Source organism: Dietzia cercidiphylli, assembly GCF_014145145.1.
GTDB lineage: Bacteria > Actinomycetota > Actinomycetes > Mycobacteriales > Mycobacteriaceae > Dietzia > Dietzia natronolimnaea.
On record NZ_JAALEA010000316.1, the window covers coordinates 1 to 6,033 of the forward strand.

6 protein-coding genes and 1 pseudogene are annotated in these 6,033 nt (G+C 69.2%); 4 read left to right on the plus strand and 3 right to left on the minus strand.

The features are described 5' to 3' along the window. Positions 1-39 precede the first annotated feature (39 nt). Positions 40-657: a TetR/AcrR family transcriptional regulator gene (locus tag G6028_RS11535; protein ID WP_182630805.1), complete on the minus strand. Its 618-nt coding sequence runs from the start codon at positions 655-657 to the stop codon at positions 40-42. 102 nt (positions 658-759) lie between these two features. Here G6028_RS11535 and G6028_RS11540 point away from each other — a divergent pair, with 102 nt between their 5' ends. From G6028_RS11540 to G6028_RS11550, 3 genes are read left to right on the plus strand one after another with little or no spacing between them, the layout of a single operon-like run. Next, a complete protein-coding gene (locus tag G6028_RS11540) occupies positions 760-1,755 on the plus strand; it encodes a lipase family alpha/beta hydrolase (RefSeq protein WP_182658957.1) in 996 nt (331 codons plus the stop codon). Positions 1,756-1,802: 47 nt separating this feature from the next. Beyond that, positions 1,803-3,467: an FAD-binding dehydrogenase gene (locus tag G6028_RS11545; RefSeq protein ID WP_182658958.1), complete on the plus strand. Its 1,665-nt coding sequence runs from the start codon at positions 1,803-1,805 to the stop codon at positions 3,465-3,467. A 2-nt stretch (positions 3,468-3,469) separates the two neighbouring features. Then, positions 3,470-4,396, plus strand: coding sequence for an MBL fold metallo-hydrolase (locus G6028_RS11550; RefSeq protein WP_182658959.1), 927 nt, complete (start codon positions 3,470-3,472; stop codon positions 4,394-4,396). 32 nt (positions 4,397-4,428) lie between these two features. Here the strand turns inward: G6028_RS11550 and G6028_RS11555 are convergent, their stop codons facing one another. Beyond that, a complete protein-coding gene (locus G6028_RS11555; protein ID WP_182658960.1) occupies positions 4,429-4,623 on the minus strand; it encodes a hypothetical protein in 195 nt (64 codons plus the stop codon). Between the two features lie 13 nt (positions 4,624-4,636). On the opposite strand from G6028_RS11555, the pseudogene G6028_RS11560 reads away from it, so the two are divergent. Further along, a pseudogene (locus tag G6028_RS11560) lies at positions 4,637-4,843 on the plus strand (AMP-binding enzyme); the annotation flags it as partial. A 344-nt stretch (positions 4,844-5,187) separates the two neighbouring features. On the opposite strand, the gene G6028_RS11565 reads toward G6028_RS11560, so the two are convergent. After that, on the minus strand, positions 5,188-6,033 hold an 846-nt coding region (locus tag G6028_RS11565), incomplete at its 5' end, for an alpha/beta hydrolase (protein WP_182658961.1).

The following is a 6,033-nucleotide window of genomic DNA, read 5'->3' on the forward strand; positions in this document are numbered from 1 at the left end:
GCGACTGCGTCCGATCCACGATCGACCGTGAGCTCCAGGTCAGGTGCCGACGATCGCCTGCGTGTAGCGCTCCACCAGCACGGTGAACATCGCCGCGCGGCGGGCGAGGGCAGCAGCGACATCGTCCTCGATCAGACACTGCACCAGCGTTCCGTCATGTGCCGCGGTCAGGCTCGGCCCCAGAGCCGCGTGGTCCGTCACCTCGAGCCCGACCTGGGCGAGCAACCGGTCGAGCAACGGCATGAGGGTCGCGAGGATCGCCTTCTCCCGCGCGAGCAGCACTCGCTTCAGAGAGGGGGTGCGCAGTGCATGGGCGGTGAACTCCGCGTTGACCCGGAACCACTGATCGTCAACCGGAACCACCGCCAGCACGCACGCCACCACGTCATCCAGCGACCTGACCGGAAGCGGCTCGCCCGTATCGAGCAACGCCCCGACATCCGCCAGCATCTGCGACGACCGCTGCTCCCACATCGCCAGGAACAACTCTTCCAGCGAGGTGAAGTTGGAGTAGAAGGCGCCCCTGGTGAAGCCGGCCCGGCCACACACCTGCTCGACGCTGGTGCTGCCGAAGCCCCGCTCGGCGAACACCTCGAGCGCCGCGTCGAGCAGCCGCTGCCGAGTCTCAGGCCGCCGTCGCTTCACCGTTCCGCTCATTGTTCCGAGCTTACCGGGGTTGCATACATCACCGTATTGGATACAGTGGCGCATCGAATACACAGTTGTATCGAATGGGTCGCCCAGCGTCAGGAGCACCGCATGACCTCACTGCCAATCCCACTACGGACCGCCGGTGCGGCGGTGGCGGCGGTCCTGCTCGCCGGCCTCCTCGCCATCGTCCCCGGTGCCCAGGGTCGGGCGTCCGCCTCTGCCGGGCCTACCGGTCCACCCCTGTCGGTGCCGCAGCAGACCCTCGACGATGCCGTGCGCTGCACCCCGGACGTCCACCCGGGGTCCGGAAAGAAGGTCGTGGTACTGGTCGGCGGTGTGGGCTTCGACCCCGCCGACGCCTGGGGCTGGGGGTACTCGCGCGCGTTGGTCCGCGACGGCTACGGGGTGTGCGAGGTCACCGTCCTCGACCACGGCCGCGGCGACGCCACGATCGGCGCCGAATACGTGGTCAATGCGGTCCGCTACGCGCAGGCCCGGTCCGGACAGAAGGTCAACATCGTCGCCCACAGCGCGGGGCCGGCATTGTCCCTCTGGGCGCTGCGCTTCTGGCCCGACGTCGCGGCCTCGGTCGATGACATGATCTCGCTCGCGGGCCCGATCCACGGCGCGCACCCCGTCAACCTCATCTGTTCCGTCGGCTTCTGTCCGGTCCTGGCCCATCAGCTCTCCATGGGGTCGCGGTTCACCGCCGCTCTCAACCGCGAACCGATCTCCCCGTCGGTGTCGGTGACGTCGATCTTCACCCTCTTCGACGAGGGTATCCAGCCCGCCCGCGAGGTCAGCAGCTACCCGGGGGCCGCGAACATCGCCCTGCAGGACCACTGCCCGGGCCGCCTAGTCGAGCACGTCGGGCTCATGTACGACGCCGCGACCTACCGGCTGGCGCTCGACGCACTGTCCCACCCCGGGCCGGCGGTACCCGCCCGGACCCCGAACCTGTGCGAGGGGATCACCCTGCCCGGATTCGACATCGCCACCTTCGTCCCGTCGTTCACGCAGGGGGCGATCAAGTACCTGGGGATCCTCGGGCAGCCGTCATTGCCGGCCGAGCCGGCCCTGCCCCGATACGCCGAACAGGGATGAGGCCCACCTCCATGACCACAGGCAACAACGGACCGAGGACACAGACGATGAACGCAGACGTGATCGTGGTGGGAGCCGGACTGGCGGGCCTGGTGGCCACCGCCGAGCTGGCCGAGGCGGGCAAGCGGGTGCTGCTGCTCGATCAGGAACCCGAGCAGAACCTGGGCGGTCAGGCGTTCTGGTCCCTGGGCGGGCTGTTCCTCGTCGACACCCCCGAACAGCGACGGATGGGGATCAAGGACTCCGCCGACCTCGCGTGGCAGGACTGGCTGGGCAGCGCGACCTTCGACCGCGGGATCGACGACCCGGCCGGGCCGGACTACTGGGGATACAGGTGGGCGCGCGCCTACGTGGACTTCGCCGCCGGCGAGAAGAGGTCCTGGCTCCACGCCCAGGGCGTGCGGTGGGTCCCGATCGTCGGATGGGCCGAACGCGGGGGGTATCTCGCCGAGGGCCACGGCAACTCCGTGCCGCGGTTCCACCTGACGTGGGGGACGGGGCCCGCCGTCGTCGCCCCTTTCGAACGCCGGGTACGGGACGCTGCGGACAGGGGCCTGGTCCGCTTCGGGTTCCGCCACCGCGTCGATGAACTCACCGTCACTGGCGGGGTCGTCGATGGGGTCCGAGGTGCGGTCCTCGAGCCCAGCGGGGCACTGCGGGGCTCGGCGAGCAGCCGCACCGAGGTCGGCGAGTTCGACCTGCGCGCGTCAGCCGTCCTGGTCACCGCCGGCGGGATCGGCGGCAACCACGACCTGGTGCGCGAGAACTGGCCCGCTCGACTCGGCACGGCGCCAGCCACCATGATCTCCGGGGTCCCCGAACACGTCGACGGCCGCATGCTCGGCATCAGCGAGAACGCCGGTGCCCGCCTGGTCAACAAGGACCGGATGTGGCACTACACCGAAGGCGTCACCAACTGGAACCCCATCTGGAAGAACCACGGGATCCGCATCATCCCCGGGCCGTCGTCCATGTGGTTCGACGCTCGCGGACAACGCTTCCCCGTTCCCAACTTCCCGGGATTCGACACCCTCGGGACCCTCAAGGCCATCCAGGACAGCGGCCACGACTACTCCTGGTTCGTCCTCACCCAGAAGATCATCGAGAAGGAGTTCGCCCTGTCGGGGTCCGAGCAGAACCCCGACATCACCGGCAAGGACCTCAAGCTGGTGTTGGGACGGGTCCTGCCGGGCGCCGGCGAACCGGTCGAGGCGTTCAAGAAGCACGGGAAGGACTTCGTGGTGGCCGACACCCTGCCCGAACTCGTTGCCGGAATGAACCGGGTGGCGGGCTCCAAACTCATCGACCTCGCCGATCTGGAGCGACAGATCGTGGCGCGCGACCGCGAGATCGACAACCCGTTCACCAAGGACCTGCAGATCTCCGCCATCCACAACTCCCGCCGCTCCCGTGGTGAACGACTCGCCCGCACCGCAGCGCCGCACAAAATCCTGGACCGACACTCCGGGCCGCTCATCGCAGTACGATTGAACATCATCACGCGCAAGACACTCGGTGGCATCCAGACCGACCTGGACGGCCGCGTCCGCGGCGCCGACGGCGCTGTGGTGCCAGGACTGTGGGCCGCCGGCGAGATCACCGGCTTCGGAGGAGGCGGCGTGCACGGGTACCGCTCACTCGAGGGCACGTTCCTGGGCGGCTGCATCTTCAGCGGCCGTCAGGCCGGCCGTGACCTCGCCCGGGAGGTGTGACAATGCGGCTCAGATGGGGCCGACCCGACCTCGCCACGTACCAGGCAGGGCCGGCCACGCCGCCGGCCTCGCCGACCTCACCGGTCGCGGTCTCGTTCCTCGGCGTGACCACCCTGCTCTTCGATGACGGGAAATCGGCCGTCATGACCGACGGGTTCTTCACCCGGCCGGCCCTGGCCCGAACGCTCCTCACTCCCCTGCGGAGCGACCCGGCGCGCGTGGACCACGCCCTGCGCCGAGCAGGAGTCGACAGTCTCGACGCCGTGGCCTGCGGGCACTCCCACTACGACCACGCCCTCGACTCGGCCGCGGTCGCGCATCGCACCGGCGCCACGCTCGTCGGCAGTGAGTCGACCGCGCAACTTGGGCGCGGAGCCCAGCTGCCTCCGGATCGCATCGTCACTGCCGCACCAGGCAATGCGCTGACGTTCGGCGCCTTCACCCTGACCTTCCTCGAATCCGAACACTCACACCCCGACCGGGTGCAGGGAGCGATCGAGCACGCGATCGCCCAGCCCGCCCGGGTGCGCGCCTACAAGTGCGGCGAGACGTGGTCGATCCTGGTAGAGCACGACGAGTCCGGGCAGTCCGCGCTCGTCCACAGCAGCGCCGGCTTCCGACCCGGAATGCTCGACGGGCGCCGCGCCGACGTCGCCTACCTCGCCGTCGGTCAACTCGGACACCAATCCCGCGACTTCATCGAGCAGTACTGGACCGAGACCGTGACCGCCGTGGGGGCACGATCGGTCATCCTCACCCACTGGGACGACTTCTTCAGGCCGCTGACCACGCCCCTGCGAGCGCTCCCCTACGCGGTCGACGACCTCGACGCCGCGATGCGCGTTCTCACGGCGTGCGCCGAGCGGGACGGGGTCCACCTGGAACTGCCCACGTTGTGGCGCCGGACCGACCCGTGGGCCACCAGGTAGGACACGTCCCCTCGCCTCGCCAGGCCGCCGCGCTACACCACCGCCCCGTCGACCAGCCGGAGTTGCGCATCGCACCGGGCCGCGGTGGTGGCGTCGTGGGTGACTACCATCACCGCCACCCCGAACTCACGCGCAGTGCCCAGCAGGAGTTCCATCACCACCTGACCGGACTCGGAGTCGAGCGCGCTGGTGGGTTCGTCAGCGAGCAGCAACAAGGGCTCGCTCATCAGGGCCCGCTGCGCGGTGATCGGGGTGCCCCACGAGAGTCTCGGCGAGGAGATCCAAGCCGTCGTGATTCGCGTCGCCGGCTCCACCCTGACCGAGGACGAGCTCATCGCGTGGGCAAAGGAAGGCCTTGCCGCCTACAAGTACCCGCGGATTGTGAAATTCCGCGACACGCTCCCCATGACGGCGACAGGAAAAATACTCAAACGCGAACTCGACTAACGCTATTCAATTCGGCTCGCACCACGGTTGTTCGGCAGCCGTGGGCCCCGCACCGTACGGGCGTTGCATCTGCCGGCCCGCCAGATCAACCCGCCGAGAGGCACCACGACGGATCTGCAGACACTTCTAACCGAGGACAGAACGAAAGGAACTCAACATTGGGGCGTACCGGCGCATCATGGAAGCGGTCAGTGATGACGATGTCGATTACCTTAACCGTCACCGTAGTGGTTCTATTCTCCTCCTGCTCTACCCTCGCAGCCCGAACGAATGCCGACCTGACGACCACGAACTCAGTAGACGACCGCGCCCGCACGAGTGAGTCCTAGCCCGAATGTAGGTCGTCACGCCCCCAGGGTCTGTCGTAGGAACTCGGCCGTGATCCTGCCGGCGTGGCGGCTGTGCGGGGTCAGGCCGGCGAGCACCGGGAACGCGTGGACTGCCGAGTACCACCGATGGGTCTCGACGGGCCGCCCGGCCGCGTGGAGGTGTTCGGTCAGCTGGAGCGCGGCCGGTTCCACGTGTTCGCCCGCGGCCAGGGTGATCAGCGTCGGCGGGAACACCTCCGGATCGCAAGTGAGCATCGAGCGGCTGCTCTCCAGCCCGTCGGCGTGGTGCTGCCACAGCCTCTGGAACCGCTGCACCGTGACGGCCGGTTGGTAGGAGTCGCGCGTGGCCCACGGCCCCTCACGCACCTCGCCATCGACGTCGAGCAGCGGCGAGTACCCCACCATCGCGGCGGGCCGGCGGACGCCGTCGCGGGCGGCCAACTCGCAGATCGCTGCGGCCAGGTACCCGCCCGCCGAGTCCCCGGCCACCACGATCCGGTGATCCGCGGGCAGCCGCTCGGACAAAGCACGATACCCGGCGTAGGCGTCCGCGACCACGGTCGCCAGGTCAACCTCCGGCAGCATCCGGTAGTCCAGCGAGTGCACGGTCACGCCGAGGTCCATCGCCAGCCGGCCGCAGAGCCCGCGGTGGGTGCCGGGGCCGCAGAAGAGGAACGCGCCGCCGTGGAGGTAGAGCACGGTCACGCCGGCGAGCGCGTCCGGGCCGACGGAATCGGGGGTCGAGGTCTCGGCCGCGGTGCCGCCGAGCACGGTCCGTTCCACACGCACCCCGGCGGGACCCGTCAGTCGCGAGAACCCGCGCTCGACCGCGGCCAGCCCCCGGATCCCGGCGCCGGTCAT